The organism is Paenibacillus sp. J22TS3, from assembly GCF_018403205.1.
GTDB classification, from domain to species: Bacteria; Bacillota; Bacilli; order Paenibacillales; family Paenibacillaceae; genus Fontibacillus; species Fontibacillus tuaregi.
This window is the reverse complement of record NZ_BOSF01000012.1, coordinates 1-22,361: the sequence shown is the minus strand read 5'-3', so window position 1 is coordinate 22,361 and position 22,361 is coordinate 1. Positions and strand designations below refer to the sequence as shown.

Annotated in this window: 21 protein-coding genes, 1 tRNA gene, 1 rRNA gene and 2 riboswitches; of the genes, 9 read left to right on the top strand and 14 right to left on the bottom strand. The window is 48.5% G+C overall.

Going from position 1 to position 22,361, the window contains the following annotated elements; genetic code table 11:
* Window positions 1-82: 82 nt before the first annotated feature.
* From KJS63_RS24635 to KJS63_RS24610, 6 genes are all read left to right on the top strand, one after another.
* Window positions 83-2,065: a M1 family metallopeptidase gene (locus KJS63_RS24635; protein WP_213621499.1), complete on the top strand. Its 1,983-nt coding sequence runs from the start codon at window positions 83-85 to the stop codon at window positions 2,063-2,065.
* Window positions 2,066-2,076: 11 nt separating this feature from the next.
* Window positions 2,077-2,892 carry a hypothetical protein gene (locus tag KJS63_RS24630; RefSeq protein WP_213621498.1) on the top strand — a complete coding sequence of 272 codons (816 nt, stop codon included), beginning with the start codon at window positions 2,077-2,079 and terminating at the stop codon, window positions 2,890-2,892.
* A gap of 244 nt (window positions 2,893-3,136) precedes the next feature.
* Window positions 3,137-3,272: riboswitch (cyclic di-AMP (ydaO/yuaA leader) on the top strand.
* 6 nt (window positions 3,273-3,278) lie between these two features.
* Window positions 3,279-3,770, top strand: a complete 492-nt coding sequence (locus tag KJS63_RS24625; RefSeq protein WP_068612682.1) for a C40 family peptidase — start codon at window positions 3,279-3,281, stop codon at window positions 3,768-3,770.
* Window positions 3,771-4,109: 339 nt separating this feature from the next.
* Window positions 4,110-4,247, top strand: a riboswitch (cyclic di-AMP (ydaO/yuaA leader).
* A 4-nt stretch (window positions 4,248-4,251) separates the two neighbouring features.
* Window positions 4,252-4,725, top strand: a complete 474-nt coding sequence (locus KJS63_RS24620; protein ID WP_068612679.1) for a C40 family peptidase — start codon at window positions 4,252-4,254, stop codon at window positions 4,723-4,725.
* Window positions 4,726-5,026: 301 nt separating this feature from the next.
* A complete protein-coding gene (locus KJS63_RS24615; RefSeq protein WP_213621497.1) occupies window positions 5,027-5,488 on the top strand; it encodes a GNAT family N-acetyltransferase in 462 nt (153 codons plus the stop codon).
* A gap of 129 nt (window positions 5,489-5,617) precedes the next feature.
* Complete coding sequence (locus KJS63_RS24610; protein ID WP_068612676.1) at window positions 5,618-5,974, top strand: c-type cytochrome; 357 nt, start codon at window positions 5,618-5,620, stop codon at window positions 5,972-5,974.
* Between the two features lie 310 nt (window positions 5,975-6,284).
* On the opposite strand, the gene KJS63_RS24605 is transcribed toward KJS63_RS24610, so the two are convergent.
* A complete protein-coding gene (locus tag KJS63_RS24605; protein ID WP_068612672.1) occupies window positions 6,285-6,584 on the bottom strand; it encodes a 4a-hydroxytetrahydrobiopterin dehydratase in 300 nt (99 codons plus the stop codon).
* Window positions 6,585-6,805: 221 nt separating this feature from the next.
* Window positions 6,806-7,099, bottom strand: coding sequence for a hypothetical protein (locus KJS63_RS24600; protein ID WP_213621496.1), 294 nt, complete (start codon window positions 7,097-7,099; stop codon window positions 6,806-6,808).
* 225 nt (window positions 7,100-7,324) lie between these two features.
* Between KJS63_RS24600 and motA the strand changes: the two genes are divergently transcribed.
* Window positions 7,325-8,128, top strand: coding sequence for a flagellar motor stator protein MotA (motA, locus tag KJS63_RS24595; protein WP_068612666.1), 804 nt, complete (start codon window positions 7,325-7,327; stop codon window positions 8,126-8,128).
* Window positions 8,112-8,912, top strand: a complete 801-nt coding sequence (gene motB / locus KJS63_RS24590) for a flagellar motor protein MotB (RefSeq protein ID WP_244862763.1) — start codon at window positions 8,112-8,114, stop codon at window positions 8,910-8,912. The genes motA and motB overlap by 17 nt, the downstream gene beginning before the upstream one ends.
* Before the next feature lie 212 nt (window positions 8,913-9,124).
* On the opposite strand, the gene KJS63_RS24585 is transcribed toward motB, so the two are convergent.
* Both KJS63_RS24585 and KJS63_RS24580 read right to left on the bottom strand, forming a co-directional pair.
* The gene (locus KJS63_RS24585) at window positions 9,125-9,826 is read right to left on the bottom strand and encodes a pseudouridine synthase (RefSeq protein ID WP_068612660.1); all 702 of its coding nucleotides are present in this window, start codon (window positions 9,824-9,826) and stop codon (window positions 9,125-9,127) included.
* A gap of 41 nt (window positions 9,827-9,867) precedes the next feature.
* On the bottom strand, window positions 9,868-12,159 hold the full coding sequence (locus KJS63_RS24580; RefSeq protein ID WP_213621494.1) for an ATP-binding protein: 2,292 nt from the start codon (window positions 12,157-12,159) through the stop codon (window positions 9,868-9,870).
* Between the two features lie 308 nt (window positions 12,160-12,467).
* On the opposite strand from KJS63_RS24580, the gene tadA reads away from it, so the two are divergent.
* Window positions 12,468-12,947, top strand: a complete 480-nt coding sequence (gene tadA / locus KJS63_RS24575; protein WP_213621493.1) for a tRNA adenosine(34) deaminase TadA — start codon at window positions 12,468-12,470, stop codon at window positions 12,945-12,947.
* Between the two features lie 101 nt (window positions 12,948-13,048).
* Here the strand turns inward: tadA and KJS63_RS24570 are convergent, their stop codons facing one another.
* From KJS63_RS24570 to rrf, 10 genes are all read right to left on the bottom strand, one after another.
* Window positions 13,049-14,125 carry a DUF6612 family protein gene (locus tag KJS63_RS24570; protein ID WP_068612649.1) on the bottom strand — a complete coding sequence of 359 codons (1,077 nt, stop codon included), beginning with the start codon at window positions 14,123-14,125 and terminating at the stop codon, window positions 13,049-13,051.
* Between the two features lie 89 nt (window positions 14,126-14,214).
* The gene (locus tag KJS63_RS24565) at window positions 14,215-15,126 is read right to left on the bottom strand and encodes a YitT family protein (protein WP_068621786.1); all 912 of its coding nucleotides are present in this window, start codon (window positions 15,124-15,126) and stop codon (window positions 14,215-14,217) included.
* 200 nt (window positions 15,127-15,326) lie between these two features.
* Window positions 15,327-15,479: a small acid-soluble spore protein P gene (locus tag KJS63_RS24560; RefSeq protein WP_082926724.1), complete on the bottom strand. Its 153-nt coding sequence runs from the start codon at window positions 15,477-15,479 to the stop codon at window positions 15,327-15,329.
* Window positions 15,480-15,643: 164 nt separating this feature from the next.
* A tRNA-Ser gene (locus tag KJS63_RS24555) sits at window positions 15,644-15,732 on the bottom strand.
* A 70-nt stretch (window positions 15,733-15,802) separates the two neighbouring features.
* A complete protein-coding gene (serS, locus tag KJS63_RS24550) occupies window positions 15,803-17,086 on the bottom strand; it encodes a serine--tRNA ligase (RefSeq protein WP_213621492.1) in 1,284 nt (427 codons plus the stop codon).
* Window positions 17,087-17,300: 214 nt separating this feature from the next.
* The gene (gene pdxT / locus KJS63_RS24545; RefSeq protein ID WP_213621491.1) at window positions 17,301-17,873 is read right to left on the bottom strand and encodes a pyridoxal 5'-phosphate synthase glutaminase subunit PdxT; all 573 of its coding nucleotides are present in this window, start codon (window positions 17,871-17,873) and stop codon (window positions 17,301-17,303) included.
* Window positions 17,874-17,932: 59 nt separating this feature from the next.
* Entirely contained in the window at window positions 17,933-18,814 is an 882-nt protein-coding gene (pdxS, locus tag KJS63_RS24540; RefSeq protein WP_068612638.1) for a pyridoxal 5'-phosphate synthase lyase subunit PdxS, read from the bottom strand.
* 161 nt (window positions 18,815-18,975) lie between these two features.
* Complete coding sequence (locus KJS63_RS24535; protein ID WP_244862762.1) at window positions 18,976-20,358, bottom strand: D-alanyl-D-alanine carboxypeptidase family protein; 1,383 nt, start codon at window positions 20,356-20,358, stop codon at window positions 18,976-18,978.
* Between the two features lie 127 nt (window positions 20,359-20,485).
* Window positions 20,486-21,943 carry an IMP dehydrogenase gene (guaB, locus tag KJS63_RS24530; RefSeq protein ID WP_213621490.1) on the bottom strand — a complete coding sequence of 486 codons (1,458 nt, stop codon included), beginning with the start codon at window positions 21,941-21,943 and terminating at the stop codon, window positions 20,486-20,488.
* A 292-nt stretch (window positions 21,944-22,235) separates the two neighbouring features.
* Window positions 22,236-22,352, bottom strand: a 5S ribosomal RNA gene (gene rrf, locus KJS63_RS24525).
* Window positions 22,353-22,361 lie beyond the last annotated feature (9 nt).

Here is a 22,361-nt window from a genome sequence, read left to right as displayed (position 1 = left end):
TAATTTTAATTTTAACTAATAATCTCCCTGATGCAAACATATACATGCCTTAGATGCTTGTCAACGGGAGGTATCCAAGTTTATGACCCCACTACGATTCAGAGTTATTCTCATTTCCATGCTCAGCCTCATCATAGTTGGCGGCGCACTGTGGTTCAGCTTCACAGCCGCTCCAACGCAGCCTTCATTTGGACCAGAATTGGGCAAGCTTCAGGCAGGCCAGCCCCCGGCACCCGAGAGTATCGGCACTCCACGTACCGAGCAGCTTAGCGACCGCGTAGCCGAATACCACATGGATGTGACCCTGAACGAATCCACCCGTACTCTCTCGGGCAGCGAGAGTGTGACTTGGACACATCCAGGCACGAAGCCGGTCAGTGAGCTTTACTTCCATCTGTATCCGAATGCGTTTGAGTCGGCCGATACAACCTTTATGAAGGAATCCGGGGGCAGACTGCGGGGGGACTCTATGCCGAAGGATGGCTGGGGCTCCATGAAGCTAACTGAAGTCCGGACAACGGACGGCATTTCCCTGCTTCACAGGCTTCAGTATGTCCAGCCTGATGACGGCAACCTCAAGGACCGCACTCTTGTCAAAATCCGCCTGCCCCGCCCAATTCAGGGCGGAGAGAGCACGACCCTGCGGATCAATTTCGAGGTCCAGCTGCCTAAAATATTCGCCCGTATGGGAACAGCCGGCGACTTCGTCATGGCAGGCCAGTGGTTCCCCAAGCTGAGTGTATATGAACCTGCCGGCACAAGAGGCCGTGCTTCGGAAGGCTGGAACCTTCATCAATATCACGGAAGCTCGGAGTTCTACTCCGACTTTGGAATTTTTAGTGTCCGCATTAATGTGCCAAGCTCTTATATCGTAGCGGCAACAGGATTTCCGACCAAATCGCCCGTCATCAAGGCAAACCGCAAGATCTATCAGTACTATGCCGATGATGTTCATGACTTTGCCTGGTCTGCCTCACCGAACTTCGTCTATGCCGAGGAGCCCTTCTCCTCGCCGGAGGTCCCCGGTGTCCGGATCAAGCTGTACCTCGATCCCGCTCACAAGAACCTGAAGGACCGCTATTTCTATGCAGCCAAGGCGGCTTTATCCTCCTACAGCAAGTGGTATGGGCGGTATCCCTATTCCACACTCTCTATCGTCGTCCCGCCGGCAAGCGGCAACGGGGCTGGCGGAATGGAGTACCCGACCCTGGTCACCGCATTCGGGGCGTCTTCCGAATCTCCAGGTTATGAGCTGGAGAGGACAGTGGTCCATGAGATCGGCCATCAATATTTCTATGGCATGATCGCAAGCAATGAGTTCGAGGAAGCCTGGCTTGATGAAGGCTTCACCTCTTACGCGGAGGACAAACTCATGGAGAGTGCCTACGGGGTTACATCCGCCCTGCCGATTCAATCCAGCTTCGTGAATCAGCCCGCAGCCCTGCCGAAGGAGGCTTGGAAGTACGGCTCCGCCGATGCCTATGCCCAGAATGTGTATACCCGCGGCAAGCTCGTGCTGCTTGGCATTGAACGCCAGGTTGGGACTCCCGTCATGAACAAAATCATGGCCAAGTACGCCGCCAAATTCCGCTTCAAGCACCCGGCCACCGTGGATTTCCAGCGGACGGTTGAACAGGTGACAGGACGCTCCTGGAAGGACTATTTCAATCAATATGTTTACAGCGGCCAAATGGCTAATTTCGCTGTAGACTCCATTACAGTGAGCCCGATTACTCCAAAGGACCCATCCGGCCCTCTATATGAATCGGTTGTCAAAATCAGCAGACTTGGCGGAACCTACCCTGAGGTTCCTGTCATCTTCAGCTTCAAGGATGGCCACATCGTTCGCAAAACCTGGAAAGGCGACGAAAGCCAGATCGTCTATAAGCTGCAGTACAAACAGCCGTTAGCCTGGGCTATGGTTGATCCCGGCTACACCCTGGTGCTCGAGAACAAACATATCAACAACTATCTCAAGTCCGAAGTGGAAGAGAAGACGGGGACCCGTTGGAATCTGGGCATAACCAAGGTGGTGGAATCACTTCTTGGCTTGCTCTCATGGTGAGGTGACAATAGATGCGATACATTCGCGGTGGATGGCAAAGTACCAAAGCTCAGTTTCCCGTTGTAATCATTCTCTTTCTGTATCAGCTGCTGTGGGGCGTCTTTCTGTACCGTCTGATTAACTCGGCCATCATTCCGCTGCTGCAGCGCTATCCGGACCCTGCCCCGAGCGAGCTCAGCCGCCTGCTGTTCTTTATCGAGGGGCAGCTTGATTTGAAATACAGCCAGGAGGTACATCAGTACCTCTGGCTGCTGGCAGGCATGCTTCTGCTGAGATTGGTGCTAACCCCGCTGATTCAAGCGGGCGTAATGTACGGACTCCGTCCGGATACGCAAGATGGAGCCGGTCTGGTCTTCTTTCAGGGAATCGGGCGGCTGTGGAAGCCGGTCACCCTCTTTTATATCATCGAGCTTATTCTTGTGATGGCACCGGGATATTGGCTGTTCCCCAAGCTGCTTGACCTGCTTGTAAAAGGGATTCAGAGCGGAGGCTCTCCTCTTCTCTATGCTGTTATGTATATTCTCGGCTGGCTGATTTATGGCTATTTGATTCACCAGCTGCTGCTGTTCGCTCAGTTTGGGTACTTATTCGGTGCCGGAATCTTCTCGGGGATTCTGATCTATCTGCGCCGTTTTCTTCCGGCGGCCGGCATCTCCCTCCTGCTGGGAGCGGTCACCCTTCTGCTGTTTGGCAGCTTCAGCACGGCCTCCTGGATCTGGACCGGATTCGCGGCTCTAATTCTTCAGCAATCCTATCCTTTCATTCGCAGTCTTCTCAGTATTTGGCATATATCCTCGCAATATCACCTGTGGGATGAAAAGAAATAAAGAAGTCATAACTTCGTCCCATCCCGCGCCGCTCAAGGCCTTCACCGTTTGGTGAAGGCTTTTTGTCTTTCAATTTCCGGGAAATCTCGCAATCGGCCATTGCCAAAAGATACCTACCTTGTTACAATGTGAACTATGACAGTAACAACATTGTAATTATTTTTTGGTCACAGCAGGAGTTTCGACATACATGTCGTATACATTATTATGGAACGAGCTAACTAAGTCGTTTCATATAGGTGCCAAGATGAATAAGCCGAATTCCCTGCACCGGGAAACGGGGGAACCACTTTGGGTGAATTGATCTCGCAACGGAGGGATCATAGGGGACCTTCAACCGAATCCTTAAGCTAACCTCGCAGGCATTGGAAGGAGTTTAACCGCTTTTGAAGAAGAAACTTGCAGTAGCAGCAGTGTCTATGTCCATTTTGTTCTCGATGGGAGCTGGAAGCGTTTTCGCAGACTCCAAGCTGGACAAAGTCGTAGACAAGGTCATTGGTACAGAGTATAAGTCGGGTGGAACGTCCACCAACGGTTTTGATTGCTCAGGCTTTACTCAGTATGTATTCAACAAACTGGGAATAGACCTTCCTCACCAATCGGGCTCCCAATACAAGATGGGTAAGGCCGTACCGAAAGATGAATTGAAAGCCGGAGATCTGGTATTCTTCAATACTTTGGGAAATGGTGTGTCTCATGTCGGCGTATATGTCGGTGACGGGAAGTTCGCACACGCTTCATCCAAGAGAGGCGTTACCATCAGCAAGCTGAGTGACAGCTACTACACCAACCGCTACGTTGGAGCCAAACGCATTATGAGCAATGAGAAATTTGAAGCCGTTGCCGATTCCTCTACCGACAACGATGACGTAGAATAAGTTATCCCTTGCTTGGCCCGCAATGATTCTTGCCGGAATCGTGCGGGTTTTTTGTTTGTCTTTTTAACAATTCTGTTACTAATTATTAACCGTCCCTACAGGAAATAAACCGTATACATATGTTTTTTTGACAAAAAAAGTGAGTTCTAACTTGCCAAAGCTTGGACGCTTTGGTACAATAGGCAAGGAATTAGTAACAACTTTGTCATTATTGTTGTCATTTGTCGGAGCGTCACTCACGAACCAGCCCAGAAACTCCAAGATTCGACATCAATTGCCTGGAACGCTGGGATCCTGAAGTCTCGGTTCTAATCGAGCATTCAGATTAGGTGTACTAAACCAACAAATCAGCCGAATTCCCACACACCTGGGAAACGGGGGAACCAGTTATGGGTGAATTGATCCGCATTATAGGGATCATAGGGAACCTTCAACCGAATCCTTAAGCTAACCTCGCAGGCCTTGGAAGGAGTCTAACATCTTGAGAAAGCAACTTACAGCAGCCGCAACGAGCTTGGCTCTATTGTTCAGTCTAGGAACAGGAAGCGCTTTTGCCAGCTCTACCCTTACTACTACGGTAAAGAGTGTTTATGGAACGCCATATAAAACCGGAGGTATGTCTACCCGCGGTTTCGATTGTTCCGGATTTACAACTTTTGTGTTTAAGAAGATGGGCGTAAGCCTGGCCCGCCAGTCTAAAGCTCAATTTCATCAAGGTTCGCCGGTGATGGCGAAGAGCCAACTTAAAGCGGGAGATCTGGTATTCTTCAATACCCTGGGTAATGGGGTATCCCATGTTGGAGTATTTCTTGGAAACGGCCAATTCGCGCATGCCTCTTCCTCAAAAGGTATCCACATTGACCGTCTCAGCAGCAGTTACTACAGCAAACGCTACGTTGGAGCCAAACGCATTCTTAGCCAAGCGAAATATAAGAAATACGCTGTAAACCTGTAAGTTCCACTCCCTCAAATGGAGCTTACGAGATTGCCTTACTCACTCGACCACAGACGATTCTTGCCGGAATCGGCCTGTGGTTTTTTTGCACCTAACTCTAGAACGTTGCCACTGCACAAAAGGTTTCAAAATAAAAACCTGCCGACCAACTATTTTATTCCAGCCCTGCTTATCATATATATACCCACTCTTTTAGGGGATAAACGTACCACAGATGAGTTTCTGTAACTTTTTTCTTATTTTTTAAAATGAGGTGATCTCCATAACTCTTAACAAACATACAGATTTCTATGCCGTTCCTATGAGCGAGTCCCACGGTCAGCAGATTTGCACCTGGGTGTATGAACCCCCCTATAATATTTACGGCTTTCTGCCTTGGGAGCAGATGAGGGCCCTAGAGATTGAGTTCGGTGATCCAAAGCTTCGGGAGGAACAATATATTTCGGTGTTGACCGCAACAGGGGAGCTTGCGGGGTTCGCACAAATTTTCCCCATGTCGAACGTCTCCCGGTTAGGGCTTGGTTTAAAGCCTGATTTGTGCGGTCAGGGCCTGGGTAAGTCGTTTGTACGTACCGTGTTGCAGGAAACCCTAATCCGCCGTCCCGAGTCTCCGGTCGATCTTGAGGTTCTAACCTGGAATGAGCGGGCCATTCGGACCTATCATCAAGCCGGATTCCGCATTACGGATGAATATGAACGCAGAACGCCAGATGGAATGAGGAACTTCTACTGTATGGTCTATCAGGGAACGCAGCAGAAGTGAATTTGACAGGCTGAAAGAGAAGTCATAAATTTGGCACAACTTGTTTGTTTTTTTGACACAAGTGCTATGATCAAACAAGATGTTCCGTTATAATGGGAGAAGGTATCTTACATAGGAGGGACGATTGGAATGCAAAAGTGGATCATGAGCGGTTTGTTCTTTATCGCGTGCGCTTTGGCCATCGTGCTCATGTTCACCCTACCGGGTAAAGAACAAGTAGCACAAGAGAATAAGCCTACCATGCCTAAGGTAACAGTCAACGCTGGCACAGCAGAAGCTACCGTTAAAGCGAACTGTATCAGCTGTCACGGCGATCAGCTCGAAGGTAAGGTTGGACCGAATTTGCAGAAGATAGGCTCACAAATGACGAACGAACAAATTTTCACCACAATTACCAAGGGTAATGGAAACATGCCATCCTTCAAAGACAAACTTAAGCCTGAGGAAATTGCCAACGTGGCTGAATGGCTTGCTGCAAAAAAATAAACCATCAAAACACGCCCCCTTCCACGCTGTAAGCGTATACCTGAGGGCGTGTTTTTTTCATTTCCATACATATATTTGAGCTGTCAGTTAAGAAAGCTCGCTTATCCGATAGCCACTATACGCGGCACTGGACACGTATATGCCCGTCATTCCGAAAGACGGCACAGCGCTCCCTGTCCTAGAGTCTATGCACTGCGGCCAAAGTAGCGGGGAAGCTGCACCAATATTCCGGCCCCGCCCTGGCATGTCCTGTTAAATTAGGCCTCTTATTGAAGCTAAGAGGTTTAAGTTAAGGCCTTAGAGCCGGCAGCTACTCGCCGGACAGGGCTTTATCGTAAGCCTCATTGTATTGCTGGGCTTCTTTTATATCCACGGCTGTAATGCCGCCTGCTTCCCAAGAGGTCAATCGGAGCGTAACTGTCTTATGGTCAATAGTGATAAACGGGTGATGATTGAAGGCTTCCGAAATCGCAGCAACCTCATCCACGAAAGCGATCCCTTTCATGAAATTGGAGAACGTAAATTTGCGGACAATCCAACGTTCTTCCTCCATCTCCCATCCTTCCAGATTGACTAAATGCGCTTCCACTTCTTGAGGTGTAAATGGCATCCTATTTCCTCCCTATTCTTTACAACGTCCGAGCCACTCTGGCATGACTTAAATCTGGCTTTCCTGCCGATTCCTCTCATGAACTGCGACCATCTTCCTGTCCAAATACGGGGCCATGCGGCCCTCCCATATCCAAAGCAGAACTTAAGGACCAGACACTAACCTTCTCAGGCTATATTAACATGACAATTGGCTTAAATCCAATCTGGGGCTTGGGAGGATTAGATCAAATGAACGGCTGCCAATTCGTCATCTCCCGCCAGCACATTAATCCGGTGCAAATGGACATCGTGCATGACGACTCCACTGCCTACCTCAATGACCGGCTGCGTTCCCAATCCGTAGAAAAGGTCCTCCGCCAATGCCTCATGAACCTCGTGTTTGTCTTCCTCGGACAGCCGCTCCCAATCCAATGGTTCCATTTCAAAAAAGACGTAGCTGTCTTGAATAAGCCCTACGGCTGCCGTTAATTCTGCCAGAATTTCTCCGTAATCTCTAGCGTGTTTCACACCCATTTCATCTCTCCGCCTTCCTTGATCTTATTTTCTAAGACCACTCTATATATTATAACTGAAAATTCATCTTAAAAAAAAAGGTAAATCTGTCGATAAAATAGGTAAACCGTTTCTTACGAACGTTCCCGGGGAATTCCCTCTTCGTTCTGTAAGCAAACCGTCTTGACGGAAGGATGCCGAAAAGACTGAAAGGACTCAATTCTATCTCATGGACGAGGTGTATTAATGGAAATATCAACGATTATAGGACTAATACTGGGCCTTGTGGCCGTTGTTGGCGGTATGATCCTCAAGCATGCGCCGGTAATCAACCTGGTCAATAACCCGGCAGCTTACGTCATCATTCTAGTGGGAACGGCAGCCTCCCTCTTCATTGGATTCCCTGCCGCAGAGCTGAAGAAGCTTCCTAAGCTGTTCAAGATGCTGTTCGTGAAACAGAAAATGATCACCAAGCTCGAACTGATCAGCCTCTTTATGGAGTGGGCCTCCATTACCCGGCGTGAAGGGCTTCTTGCTCTGGAGAGCAAGGTGGAGGAAATTGACGATGATTTCCTTCGCGGCGGTATGCGGATGATCATCGATGGAAACGACCAGGAATTCGTGAGCGACGTGCTTGCGGAAGATATCGCCGCCACGGAGGAACGCCACCGCGCCGGTGCGCTGATCTTCTCCCAAGCAGGGATGTACGCACCAACGCTAGGGGTTCTCGGTGCCGTTATCGGTCTGATCGCGGCCTTGGCTGATATGAAAGATATGGAGAAGCTCGGACATGCGATCGCAGCGGCCTTTGTTGCGACGTTGCTCGGGATTTTCACAGGTTATGTACTTTGGCATCCAATCGCTAACAAGCTGAAGCGTCTTTCGAAGAAAGAAATTGAGATTAGGCTCATGATGGTAGAGGGGCTTCTCTCCATTCAATCCGGTGTCTCCACGATTGCCATCCAGCAGAAGCTCGCTGTATTCCTAACCCCGGCTGAACGTGCGCAGCTCCAGGAGAAGGAGGAGAATGCCGGTGAGCAAAAAGAATAGACACGAACCCCACGAGGAGCACGCCGATGAATCCTGGCTGATTCCTTATGCGGATCTGCTGACTCTGCTGCTGGCGCTCTTTATCGTATTGTACGGGATGAGCTCCCAGGACGCGAAGAAATTCGAACAGATGAGCAAGGCCTTCAGCATCGCGCTGAATGGCGGTGTAAGTGTGCTGGACAAGAGCTCTGTCGACGGAACAGATAATAATACTCCTCAGGACAGCTCCGCCCAGCAGAGCACCCAGAGCATGACGATGAGCAAGAACCGCAGTGAGCTCATGCGCCAGGAGCAGCAGGATCTGGAGCGTCTCAAGAAGCAGATGGATCAATACATCAAGAACAACGGACTGGCTACCCAGCTTAACACCAAGCTGAATCAGTCTCAGCTGACCATTACGATCAGTGATAAGGCACTGTTCGCCTCCGGGGATGATACAGTCAAACCTGAATCAAAGGAACTGGCCAAGGCGATCTCCAAGATGCTTGAGGGCTTCCCGGACTATGAAGTCATTGTCTCCGGTCATACGGACAATGTTCCGATCTCCAATTCTGAGTTTGAATCGAACTGGGATCTGAGTTCCGGCCGTGCTCTTAACTTTATGAAGATTCTGCTGCTTAACGCCAAGCTGGACCCTAGGAAGTTCGTCAGCACAGGTTATGGAGAGTATCATCCGATCGCTCCCAACGCTACGGATGAGGGACGTGCGAAGAACCGCCGTGTTGAGGTATCCATCCTCCGTAAATATCAGAACAATACACAATCGGGTTTAACCACACCTTAATACAAGAAAGGCCTCTTGGATGCTCTACTGAGCTCAAGGGGCCTTTCTTAACGAACAGGGCTATAAGTTGAACTATAGAATAGATGTATGCGACAATCTCGGTTGCTTTAGAGCCATTCCTACTTACCCGCATCTCCTCTTTAATAAAGCTCTGAGCAGCGAACTGGTGTATAGGTCCACGTATCGAGAAGTTGCCTCCCCTCTCCAAACCACTACGTAAGAGAATAATTGAGCTGGCGCCCCAACTCCTCTTTCTCCTGCGGGGTTAGCTCACGCCATGTCCCTACCTTTTGACTTCCCAAATGAATATTCATGATCCGAATACGCTGCAGGCGCTTCACTTCATACCCCAAGGCACTGCACATCCGGCGGATCTGGCGGTTCTTTCCTTCAGTAAGGATAATGCGGAACACCCTATCGGACATCCGGGTCACTTCACAAGGAAGCGTCATCTCCCCAAGAATCTTCACCCCCTGAGACATAGCCTTTAGGAAGCTTGGAGTGATCGCTTTATCAACCGTAACGATATATTCCTTCTCGTGCTTACCCTCCGCACGTAATATCCGGTTCACGATGTCCCCATCATTGGTCATCAGAATCAATCCCTCGGAGTCCTTATCAAGCCTACCTATTGGAAATATCCGCTTCTCATGCCCGACGAAATCCACAATATTACCACGTATGTGCTGCTCAGTGGTGCTCGTAATGCCGACGGGCTTGTACAAGGCCAAGTAGACATGCTGTTCTTTATCCTTAAGAGGCCTACCCTCCACACGCACATCATCGCCCTCATCCGCCTGGCTCCCGAGCACAGCAACCACTCCGTTAATGGTTACCTTCCCCGCTTCAACCAGTTTGTCTGCCTCCCGTCTGGAGCAGAATCCGGACTCGCTTATATATTTATTAATCCGCACAGCCACACACCTCTTCTATACTTGTCTAACACTACCCAGATTTATATGTTACATTGCACATTTGCCCGCGGCAAGATGACCGTCACCTGAGTTCCTTTCCCCAGTTCACTTTCGATCTCCATCTGCCCTTTATGGCTCTCAATAATCCGCTGGCTGATCATAAGACCAAGCCCGGTTCCCGTCTCTTTATTCGTAAAGAACGGTTCACCGATCTTCGCTAAAGTCTCCTCGGATATGCCTTCTCCTTCATCCGTGACCCGAATCATGATCCGATCCGGCTCAGATGACCAAGTCTTAAGGTGGATCGTCCCCCCATTTGGCATCGCTTCAAGTGCATTTTTAAGCAGATTAATGAAGACCTGCTTGAGCTGATTCTCTTCACAGTGGACAAGCAGCTCCTCCACCACGAAATCCGTTGAGAATTCCACACTGTGCAGATGTGCCTGGCTGTCGAGCAAGGAGATGACATCGCCCAGAATATACCTGATATCCTTGACCTGGAAGTGTACAGCCTGCGGCTTGGCCAAGATCAGAAATTCACTCACAATTAGATTAATGCGGTCAAGCTCTGATAGCATGATATCGGTATGGCGTGAATTCAGCTTCTCTGTCTGCTGCTGAAGCTGCAGGAATCCCCGGAGAGTGGTCAGCGGATTACGGATTTCATGTGCTACACCGGCGGCCAGCTGCCCCACTGTAGTCAGCTTTTCCGACCGCCTTAGAAGCTCCTCCATCTTATTCCGCTCAGTCATATCCCTGGAGATAATGACAAAGGCCGTTATTTGCCCATCCTCGTCAAAGATCGGGGATTCACTGATGCTAACCTTTACTTCGGTTCCACTCTTGGTTGTCCGAACCGTCTCGGCAGAGAATACCGGGATCCCTTCGTTCAGCTGTTTCTTCCAGCTCAGCTCCTCCTCACGCCGTGATTCCGGCGTATTGAACAGGCAGGTGCCCTGAATCTCATCGCTAGTCCAGCCATACAGCTGTTCAAAGGCTTTATTTACCCGAATAATCCGCCCCTCTGGATCGGTTAAGTGTATAGCATCAGCGGTCTGGCGGATAATTGACTCCAGGTGCTCTTTTACCGAGCGGTTCTCATCGTTCATTTCTCTGAGGTCCTGCGTATACTGGGCCAGGTTGCCGGCCATCGCATTGATTCTTGCCGCCAGCAGCCCAAGCTCATCTTTACGTGAGACTTCAAGCTGGGTCTCAAAGTTCCCGTCGGCCATCCCGTTAACCTTCAGCAGAATATCCTGAATGGGCCGGATGAGAAGTCCCGCCAGAATATAACTTGCAAAAATAACGATCTCCAAGAGAACCAAAGAGATGGAGATCTGGCTGATCATCTGCTTGGAGAGCACCGAATGGATGGAATCATAACTGGAGATAATCCGGATAACATAGGTGCGATTCGTGTTATCTTTTATCGGAATAAAACTCTTAATGACCCGCTTTCCATCAATATTCACATTATATTGTGCACTCTGCCCTTTCTGGATAGCTTCTTTCATTTGCTTCAGATCCGACTCAGGGCTCGGGTACTTATAGGTTCCGAAGGCAAGCGGAGTGTCTTTCATTTCAGCAAAAAGTCCTTTGTCCAAAGACAGCCCTTGATTCACAGCTTCGTCAAACCGGTTCAGATTGATACCGGTAATATCCAGAATGTTGTTATTCGTCTCCATGGTTCTGACAACAATCCGCTCCGGATCGAGAACTTCAAAGAAATTGTCCATCTCCGTATTCCGTATGAATGGATCTATCAAATAATTGCTTGTGCCGTCATAATAATATCCCCATTTCACAATGCTGTCCGGCATGGACGTTGAATATTCAAACGGACCGGACCAGAAGTGCTGGGACTTATGCCCTTGCTTTACAGTCACGGGCTGCATGCTGAACAACTGCCGGAAGGCCACATACCAGTAGCCCCATTTGTTTGTGGATAATCCCACCTCCCTAGGCTCGGACGACTCCCGTACCACAACATCATTCGGAGTCTCTACGAATAAAGAGATTCCAGTCACTCCAGTCTTCTCGGCCAACTTCGCCAGCTGTTCCCGGGTCACTTTATTAACATCCGGGTCCAATTCCTTAGCAGCAATGATAGCAGCAGATTTTAACCGCTGCGTCATCTGCTTCTCGATATATTCTGAGCTGAATCTGCTCTGTTCGACTGCGATGGCAATTTGCTTGGCGGTCAGCATAATCTTATTTTCACTGTCTTTACGCAGATTCTCCTGAGTGGTAAAGTAGCTGAGGATAATATTCAAAGACAATAATACGACGGCCAGAAATGATATAATAATGGATAGTTTCGTTTTGATGGACAATTCGCGGCTCACTCCTCGGCCTGTTTACCCTGCCGATATTTGGAATAACTCTTCTAACATCATACCTTTAACGACACTTTTTGCAAAGACATTCGACAAGCAAAGCTATGAACTCCTAACCACGATTAGACTATGTGGATTTAGTTACCCACAGATTGGTTATACTTATACCCAAAAATTATAAACCTGTGCATAACTCTGTTGATAACCCGTGACTTATACACATATTTACACACAGCCTGTTCACAAACGAATGCCTGTTCGCAGCATAACCGGGCCCTAAAGAAGAGAGAAGGAGCATATTTGCCATGACTTATACCGATGAATACTGGATGGGGGAAGCCATTAAGGAGGCCAAAAAAGCTGAAGCGATCGGGGAGGTTCCGATTGGAGCCGTCATTGTGCGGGATGATGAAATTGTAGGGAAAGGTTATAACCTGCGTGAAACTACGAATGACCCGACAGCCCATGCAGAGATTATTGCCATACGTGAGGCAAGCAGCCGGCTTGGCTCATGGAGGCTCTTAAACTGCAGGCTCTACGTAACTCTGGAGCCCTGTCCCATGTGTGCAGGGGCGATTGTACAGTCGCGTGTGCCCCATGTGCTGTATGGGACTGCCGATCCCAAGGCCGGCTGTGCCGGCACCCTGATGAACCTGTTGCAGGAGTCCCGGTTCAATCACCAGACGGAGATGACAACAGGAATACTGCAGCCAGAGTGTGCCAGCCTACTGACGGACTTCTTCCGCAGACTGCGGAGAAAGCCACCTGAAAGCCCGTTAAGCTGAGTATTTGACAGACCTATACTCTGTCTGAAGCTTGAATGACCTACATATAGAGTGAAAATAAAGAACCCGTGCCATGGCACGGGTCCTTATCGATTATACTCTTATTGAAGTCCAGCTCCGCCGAACTCTTGTTGAAGCTGCTGAATCGTAATGGTATCGGTTGGGATACCAATTTCGAATTTCTGCTTTTCGTTGATTTTGGAGAATGTGCTTTTGGATTCGATCGCAATCTTCACATTATTCTGGGTATCCGGATCGTTGATTTCCAGGTTCGCATTCAGATTCTGATATGCAGGGAAATCATTTTTGTCGATAGCCGTATTCACTGTAAACTGGTTGATCTTCAAGTGGTTCTTCATCTCGTCGATCCCTTTGCTCAGTTCAGCTTGGCTGCCAGACTGGATTTCTTTCTTCGCTTTGTCGATATCTTCTTTAGTCAGACCTTGGAACATATCACGATAATCATCTTTGCTCATGATATCCAGGACTTTAGGAAGAGCTTTGTTTACGAAGATCGTAACAGCATCCTTCACATTATCGTTCGTTACGTTGAACTGTACCACTTGCTTCGCGCTGAAGCCGTCAGGCAATGCGGCATCTTTAGCGTCCACATCTTTGAAATATTTCGCGGAATCGTACTCGGCAAAGATGGCATTCGCCACTTCAGAAGCAAACTTCTGGGTCTTAGCAATATCCACTTTGCTTAGATCAGCTTCCCCGCCGCTTTGCGCTGCCAGTTCCTTATAGTCCAGAACCAGGAACTTACCTACTACGCTGTCTGGAATCGGGAAGAATGGCACTTTAGGAATTTTAACATACATCTTTTCCTTAGTTACCACGAAAGGAATTGTAATCGTTGTAGCTACGTCCCCTTTAAGTTTCACTTCAAGAGTAGCTTCAGTCTGCATTGGGTCTTTCTGATAGATCTGGCTGATGTTAATCTCAGCATCTTTCAGCATATTAACGACAGATCCCACCTGTTCGTTATTTTGAGCCAGCTTTACAGACAGATCTTTAATTTTAATCTCATTTTTAACTACGTATGAATCCATCTTCAGTGCATTAGAAGCAGCACCTTGCAGAGCCTCTTTCGGATCTACCTTCTTCGTACCACATCCGGATAAAACCAATACTACTGACAACAACAGTGTCAGCGTCAATCCCATTATCTTGCGCATGACTTTCTCCCCTCTTCAATTCCTCAGAAATTGTGACATTCAATACAATGATATAACATTTCGAATGGGAGAGAAACCCTTTTTTAGGATTAATGAATATCTTTTTTCTTGAACCGTCCGCCTTTGACATCATGGATGTTGCCAACTGCCAGAAAAGCACGCTCGTCGTAATGGCTTACGATTTCCTTGAGCTTGGCCTCCTCCAGACGGGTAATCACACAAAAGATAACCTTTTTCGGGTCCCCTGAGAATCCGCCCTCGCCAGCAAGATAAGTCACACCACGGCCTAGACGGCTAATAATGGCGTCCCCGATTTCATCTATATTATCACTGATAATCCAGACTGATTTCGATTCGTTAAGGCCATCAATCGTAATATCTATTACTTTGAAGGCAATATAGTAAGCAAGTATGGAGAACAATGCAGCATCCCAGCCAAACACAAAGCCGGCGCCGCCGAGAATGAATACGTTGAGAATCATAATAATCTCGCCAACGGAGAATGGGGTCTTACGGGAAATGAGGATGGCTATAATTTCTGTACCATCGAGTGAGCCTCCGGCACGAATGACAATCCCTGTTCCTAAACCGAGCAGGATCCCGCCGAATACAAAGGCTAATGTGGTCTCTTGGCTAATGGCCTGAACCGAATGGAGGAGAAAGGTTGAGCCGGACATAACAATAATTCCGAGTAGGGTGGAAAATGCAAAGGTCTTACCGATTTGTTTGTAACCAACGATGAGAAAGGGGAGATTAAGCAGAAATAAAAACAGGCCCAGAGGCAAAGTTGTAAAATGCGAGGCAATTACGGATATCCCTGTGATCCCGCCGTCCGTAATATCATTCGGAACTAGGAACAATTCAAGGGCAACCGCGTAGCATATAGCACCTATAATAATAAACAAGCACCTCAGGAGGATACTTGCCAAAGACCGCTTGTTGTGCTGGCGCTGTGGCCGAGGAATCAAGCCGGTGGTTTCTTCAATCTTAAGATTTTTCATGAGCTCATTCATAGCATCACGTTCCTTTCAGTTCAAATTATCTTTTTCCTCATCTCTCCATTTCCTAGAATACTGTCCAGCTATTCACCCATTAACCCTATTACTATTATGACATTAATCCTGCTCGATGTCTTGCTTAAATCGGTTTTTTTCTCAAAAAAGACTTAATTTGCCCGAATTCGGGCAAATTAAGGGGTTTACTAACCCTGTGGGTTGTTATGGTCCACATGGTTGCGATTCTTTACTTTTTTCGAGCCGGACAACGGCTCAGGGCCTCCCGAACCTTCATCTTTGCGGCGGCGGCCCGTGTTCTCCTGAACTCCACGGACCGGGACCGATTTAGGCTTGTTCATCGTATCTCCCTCCCCTTAACGGTATTTGGCTGAAGCTTTTTTAATGTACCGTGAAATGGGACAGAATATTCGGTTGCATGCCACAGCCGGCAAATTAAAAAAGGCTCATTCCTGGATAGGAACAAGCCTTAAATTTATATCTTATGTATCTCAATAAAAAGTTATGGCGGAGAGAGTGGGATTCGAACCCACGTGGGCTTGCACCCTAACGGTTTTCAAGACCGCCCCGTTATGACCGCTTCGGTATCTCTCCAGGTCAATCTAATTCATCACGATAACACGTGACAAATTAGATTATATCACATTCGTAATGAGCAAGCAAACTATTTTTTCGGAGAAATAACAGTTAGCCCTCCCATGTATGGACGAAGCACTTCCGGTATTTCCACACTGCCGTCTTCCTGCTGATAATTCTCCAGAATAGCTGCTACGGTACGACCGACAGCCAGGCCGGAGCCATTCAGCGTATGTACGAATTCCGGCTTAGCCTTAGCTTCAGGACGGAAACGGATATTCGCACGGCGGGCTTGGAAGTCCTCGACATTCGAGCAGGAGGAAATCTCACGATACATACCGCTTTCCGGCAGCCACACCTCAAGATCGTAGGTCTTGGCAGCGGTAAAGCCCATATCCCCTGTGCACAGCGTCAGAACCCGGTAAGGCAGGCCCAGCAGCTGCAGAACCCGCTCCGCATTCTGGGTCATCGATTCAAGCTCATCATAGGATGTCTCAGGATGGACAATTTTAATCATTTCCACCTTGTTGAATTGGTGCTGGCGAATTAGCCCCCGCGTATCCCGTCCGGAAGCACCCGCTTCGGAACGGAAACAAGAGCTGTACGCAATATACCTGCGCGGCAGGTCTTCCACACTCAGGATCTCATCCCGGTGATAATTCGTAACCGGAACTTCTGCGGTAGGAATGAGATAATACTCGGTGTCACGAAGCTTGAACAAGTCTTCCTCAAACTTAGGAAGCTGTCCTGTTCCATACAAGCTGTCACGATTAACAATATACGGCGGGAGCATTTCCTCATAACCATGCTCGTTGCTGTGAAGATCCATCATAAAGTTGATTAGGGCACGCTCCAGACGGGCACCCAGTCCTTTGTAGAACGTAAAGCGGGATCCTGTAACTTTGGCGGCCGCCTCAAAATCCAGAATGCCGAGGCTGAGGCCCAAATCCCAGTGCGCCTTCGGTTCAAAATCGAATTTGCGCGGCTCACTCCAGCGGCGAATCTCCACGTTGTCTTCTTCTGAGGAGCCCACAGGAACGCTCTCATTCGGAATGTTCGGAATAGCCAGTGTAAGCTCATCAATCTTCACTTCAAGCTCCCGAACCTCTTCATCCAGAGCTTTAATCCGGTCGCCTACCTCCCTCATCTCAACAATAAGCTCGTCGGCATCTTCCCGGTTCTTCTTGCGCTTAGCCACTTCCGCGGATACCACATTCCGCCGGTTCTTCAGCTGCTCACTTTCCTGAAGAAGCTCACGGCGCTTCTCGTCAAGCTTTGGGAAATCAGCAATAAGGTCGAGAGACTTGCCCCGCTTGCGAAGAGCATCCTCAACCCGTGCATAATCATTTCTCAATATTTTTACATCTAACATAACTAGTCCCTCCCTGGGCGGCACCTTGACTGATCAGAATGAACCTCTTTCAGAGGGCCAAGTACTAACCAAACCCACTTTCACACAAGTCCAATCTGTGTTGAACAGGACCCTGATCTTGTCCCGCTAAAATTGAACTACATCCGGACGGAATTTCACATTCCAGCCAGATGTAGCCTGTGTTTCACCTTATTATAATATCGCAAATCGAGGTTTAACTAGATTGACGGACCATATCCGCAAAATATTGATGAAGAGAGAAGTCATCTGTAAGCTCTGGATGATAAGAGCTTACCAGCATATGGCCCTCTCTAGCCGTAACAATTTCACTACGGTAAGTCGAAAGGACTTCAACGCCTTCCCCAACGGAAGTGATGAGAGGCGCCCGGATAAAGACTGCACGGACCGGGTTATCGATTCCTTTGACGTCCAGGTCAGTTTCGAAGCTTTCACGCTGACGCCCAAAAGCATTACGGGAGACCCGAATGTCCATAAGCCCCAAGTGAGCCTCTTCCCCGCCTTCGATTTCCTTGGCAAGCACAATCAACCCGGCACAAGTACCGAAGAGCGGTTTCTTCTCAGCAGAGAATTCACGAATAGGCTCGATGAACTCATACCGTCTCATCAGCTTGCCGATGGTCGTGCTCTCCCCGCCAGGAATGATCAGTCCTTGAATATCCTTCAGCTGATGGGTTTGCTTAACAGCAACCGCCTCAGCCCCGGTCTTCTCAATGCTCTTCATATGCTCAGCTACAGCACCTTGAAGTGCCAGCACTCCTATTTTCATAACCTTCATCTTCCTTCTATATCATGCCCAGCATGGTAATTTGCCGAAAAAGCCGGGGCTTACCAGCCCCGGTCACTCATACGTTCAGCCGCAGTCAACTTGGAGATTTCAATCCCCTTCATTGGTGTACCGATATTCTTCGATACTTCGGCAATCAATTTATAATCAGTATAGTGGGTTGTTGCTTCCACAATGGCACGTGCGAATTTCTCAGGATACTCGGATTTGAAAATACCGGAGCCCACGAACACGCCGTCTGCACCCAGGTGCATCATCAGAGCCGCATCGGCTGGAGTTGCTACACCGCCTGCCGCAAAGTTAACCACCGGCAGCTTGCCATTCTCATGAACTTCAAGGAGAAGGTCATATGGAACTCCCAGGTTCTTGGCTTCCGCGTACAGCTCGTCCTTCGACATATTGCCAACCTTACGGATTTGGCTGTTGATTAGACGCATATGACGTACAGCTTCAACAATGTTGCCTGTTCCTGGCTCACCCTTGGTACGGATCATGGACGCTCCTTCACCGATCCGGCGAAGAGCCTCGCCCAGATCTTTGGCGCCACATACGAATGGAACTGTGAATTCACGTTTGTCGATATGGTACACCTCGTCAGCAGGTGTGAGAACTTCACTCTCATCGAGGTAGTCCACGCCCAGAGACTCAAGCACTTTAGCTTCAACGTAGTGACCGATACGGGCCTTAGCCATAACCGGAATGGAAACCACTTTCATAACCTCTTCAATGATCGTTGGATCAGCCATACGGGCTACTCCGCCTGCCGCACGAATATCCGAAGGTACGCGCTCAAGTGCCATAACGGCAGTTGCGCCGGCAGCTTCAGCAATTTTTGCCTGCTCCGCATTCATAACGTCCATAATGACGCCGCCTTTTTGCATTTCAGCCATACCTCTTTTAACACGAGATGTTCCAGTTTCCATGTCCATACCTCCCGAATATATAAACAATTTTATAACTATATGAACAGATTATACGCCAATTCATATAGATTTAGGTGAAAATTCGCCTTTGATCTAACTTGTTATTTTACAAGATAAGCTTTGATTACACAACTGCAGGAATTTCAAATCCCCTAGAGAATTTAGAACAAATTCTTAATGGAATGGAACAAATCCACAAAGAACTGGCCTATTGCGCGAAGCAGGAGCTTGAACCATCCGGCTTTCTCCGTCTCCTCGGCAGTAATCAGATTCACTGTCTCCTGAGCAGGTGCCGCGGTGTCGTCTGCCTTGTAGGTATACGTAATCGTTCCTACCTTGGTGCCCTTCGGCAGTGGAGCGGTCAGCTGGTCCTTATCCAGCCATTTCACCGTGGAGGTGACCCCCTTCAGATCTGCGCCCTTCTTCACTACAAAACTTACGGCCTTATCCGTTACCACCGGAACCTCGGTTTCCGTAGCTTTCTTGACACTGACTGTCTCGGCACCCTTAATTGTTGTTTTCGGTGCGGCGACCTGCTTGATTTCAAAGTTATCAAAGCCATAATCAAGCAGCTTCTTCGTCTCTACGAAGCGGGATTTCTGCGACTTCGCATCGGTCCCCATCACCACGCTAATCAAGCGCACTCCGTTGCGGACAGCAGTACCGGTAAAGCAGTTCCCCGCATTCTCGGTATGCCCTGTTTTGAGCCCATCCAGTCCTGGATAAGCATATTGTCTGAAATTGACATTCGACTTATTAGCTTCCAGCATCCAGTCCAAATTGATTAATGGCGTTTTATCACGGCTGCGGAATTTATATGATTGCAAAGTAGTAAAACGGGTAAAGTCAGGATGATCAGTTACGATATACTTCGCCAGTGTGGCGGCATCTTTCGCAGACATCTCAGTTTCTCTTGGATCACTTGGGCGGAAGCCCTCCGGCATATCTCCTACATTCAGACCTGTAGAGTTCGCAAAATAGGCTGTTTTCATGCCCATCCGCTTGGCTTCCTCGTTCATCATCTTCACAAAGTTCTGCTCCGTGCCCCCCACAAGCTCAGCAAGAGCTACGGTTGCATCATTGGCAGAGGCTATAGCCATAGCAATGTAAAGTTCTTCTACCGTGTGCTGATCCCCTTGAGCAAGGAATACACGTGAACCAATCTGCTTGGAGGCATTCTCTTGTACTGTGACAACCTGATCCCATTTCAGCTTGCCCTGCTTCACCTGCTCGGCCACAATGTATTCCGTCATCATTTTGGTCATACTGGCCGGAGGCATAGGATCGTCACCGTTAACAGAATAGAGAACCTGCCCAGTGGTTGGTTCCATCAGAATGGCAGATCTAACATTAAGACCCAGCTTATCGGTAGGACCTTGATTCGTCTTTGCAGCAGTCTTGCTCGGGGCTGCAATAGCTTGTCCTTCAGCAAGGGTCAAAGCAGGAATTACGGATAAGCACAACATATTAATCATTAAAATCGACGTGACACTTTTACGAAGGATACGCCGTTTAGGATTCGTGTTCAGTTCTTTAGATTTCAAGTTACCTTTAAGCTCCCCTCAATATCGTTCAATACTGTTCTATTCTAACACAGGCTATGCCGCAAAAAAAAGACAAGCAGGACGAAAACGTCCTGCTTCCCACCGGAATACTATGAATTTCCGAAAATTACAAAGAATAGTTCGGGGCTTCCTTCGTGATTTGTACATCATGCGGGTGGCTTTCACGTAGACCTGCTCCAGTGATGCGTACAAATTCCGTCTCTTCACGAAGCTCGTCCAGATTAGCCGTACCGCAATATCCCATTCCGGAGCGCAAGCCGCCGATCAGCTGGTGAATCGTATCAGACAATGGTCCTTTGTAGGCAACCCGACCTTCAATCCCTTCTGGGACCAGCTTCTTATCATCGTCCTGGAAGTAACGGTCTTTACTGCCCTGCTTCATGGCAGCCAAGGAGCCCATACCCCGGTACACTTTAAAGCGGCGGCCTTGGTAGATTTCTGATTCCCCAGGACTTTCTTCCGTTCCTGCGAACAGGCTGCCCAACATAACCGCGTGAGCACCGGCCGCAATCGCCTTAGGAATCTCGCCGGAATACTTGATTCCGCCATCGGCAATAATTGGCACCCCATATTCTCTTGCTACGGTTGCACAATCATAGATCGCCGTGATCTGAGGCACCCCAATCCCGGATACAACACGGGTTGTACAGATAGAACCAGGTCCAATCCCCACTTTAACTACAGAAGCGCCAGCCTCAATCAAATCGCGGGTAGCATGTCCAGTAGCCACATTACCTGCAATAATGGTGAGCTTCGGATAACGGGCCCGCAGCTCCCGTACCGCGTCCACAATGTTAATGTGATGTCCGTGAGCCGAGTCCACCGTAATCACATCAACCCCAGCATTAACAAGAGCCTCCGTCCGCTCAAAAGTATCCTTGGAGATCCCCACAGCCGCACCGACCAGTAGACGCCCCTGAGCATCTTTCGCCGCATTCGGGAACTGGATCGCTTTCTCAATGTCTTTGATCGTAATCAGCCCTTTGAGGACATTATTCTCATCAACCAATGGAAGCTTCTCAATCTTATGCTGCTGCAAAATAATTTCTGCCTCTTGAAGAGTCGTGCCTACTGGTGCAGTAACCAGATTCTCATGAGTCATGACATCCTTAATAGCCGTATTGTAATCATGGATAAAACGCAGATCGCGGTTCGTCAAAATACCAACCAGCTTCTCGTGCTCATCTACAATCGGCACCCCGGAAATGCGGAACTTGCCCATAAGCCGTTCTGCATCAGACACCAAATGATCCGGTGTCAAAGAGAATGGATTTGTAATAACGCCGCTCTCCGAGCGCTTCACACGATCAACCTCTTCAGCTTGCTTCTCCACCGGCATATTCTTATGAATCATCCCAATTCCACCTTCACGGGCAATGGCAATAGCCAATGCCGCTTCAGTGACCGTATCCATTCCCGCACTGATCAATGGAATATTAAGCTTAACACTGTCGCTCAATCGCGTGGACACATCCACTTCCTTTGGCAATACACTGGACTTTCTCGGAATCAGGAGCACATCATCAAATGTAAGACCTTCTTTAGCAAATTTACTTTCCCACACCAGGGTTTTCCTCCTCAGCTCTATTGTCCCAGCGGCCTAATCCCTATCTCTGGAAGGCCGAGATCTCTTCTTACGGGAATATATTTGTACCATCTTAGCAAAGGGGATATGGGCTGTCAACACGTAAGGGCCCATAACCACCTGGCTTATACGTTAAAAATTGCTAATCAGAATTTGTTCTCTCTACCCTTATTAAAAGCCTTTACTGATTAAATCCTATACCAAGCTAATATCTGCAAAAATCCAAATTATAAACAAAGAAGCACTGCCTTAGGCAGTGCTTCTTCTTATTGCTTGGCGGCGTCCTACTCTCCCAGGACCCTGCGGTCCAAGTACCATCGGCGCTGGAGGGCTTAACGGTCGTGTTCGGGATGGGTACGCGTGGAACCCCTCCGCCATCGCCACCAAACATGATTTT